This window comes from Oleiphilus sp. HI0066, from assembly GCF_001635725.1.
The window spans coordinates 1-776 of sequence record NZ_LWFH01000095.1; the positions used below are offsets into that span (position 1 = coordinate 1).

The 776-nt window shown below is 48.8% G+C and carries 1 protein-coding gene; it reads right to left on the reverse strand.

Annotated elements, in window-relative coordinates; translation table 11 throughout:
- Positions 1 to 776: dihydroxy-acid dehydratase (locus tag A3738_RS01495; RefSeq protein ID WP_197473508.1), on the reverse strand; the 776-nt coding region annotated here is incomplete at both ends.

The window sequence follows — 776 nt, forward strand, 5'->3', positions numbered from 1 at the left end:
CACCGCCTTTGTCCGCACTAGTGGCTAGTAAAGCATATGCTTTAAGTGCTGGTGTCACTTTACGTGGACGATCTTCTAATGGCTTCCACGCATCTTTTCCTTTTGCGTCCATTGCATCGCGGCGAGCTTGTAACTCAGCATCGCTAAGTTTCACGTTGATGCTACGTTCAGGAATGTTGATTTCAATGATGTCGCCCTCTTCAATCAGGCCTATAGCACCACCTGCTGCAGCTTCTGGTGAGCAGTGACCGATAGATAGGCCAGAGGTGCCGCCTGAGAATCGACCGTCGGTTAATAGCGCACATGCTTTACCAAGGCCTTTCGATTTAAGGTAACTTGTTGGGTAAAGCATCTCTTGCATCCCTGGGCCGCCTTTCGGACCTTCGTAGCGAATAACGACAACGTCGCCTTCACTTACTTCATCGTTCAAAATACCTTTTACTGCTGAGTCTTGGCTTTCGAAGATCTTTGCTTTACCCGTGAATACGTGGATTGACTCATCAACGCCTGCCGTCTTCACAACACACCCATCAAGAGCGATATTGCCATAAAGAATAGCGAGGCCGCCCTCTAGCGAGAACGCGTTTTCGATAGAACGAATACAACCATCTTTACGGTCACCATCTAGGCTTGGCCATCTTGTCGCTTGGCTAAACGCGGTCTGTGTTGGAATGCCCGCTGGACCTGCTTTAAAGAACTCTGCCAATTCAGGTGAGTTGTTTTGCATGATATCCCACTCGGCTAGCGCTTCTTTCATTGTTGCTGAGTGAACGGTT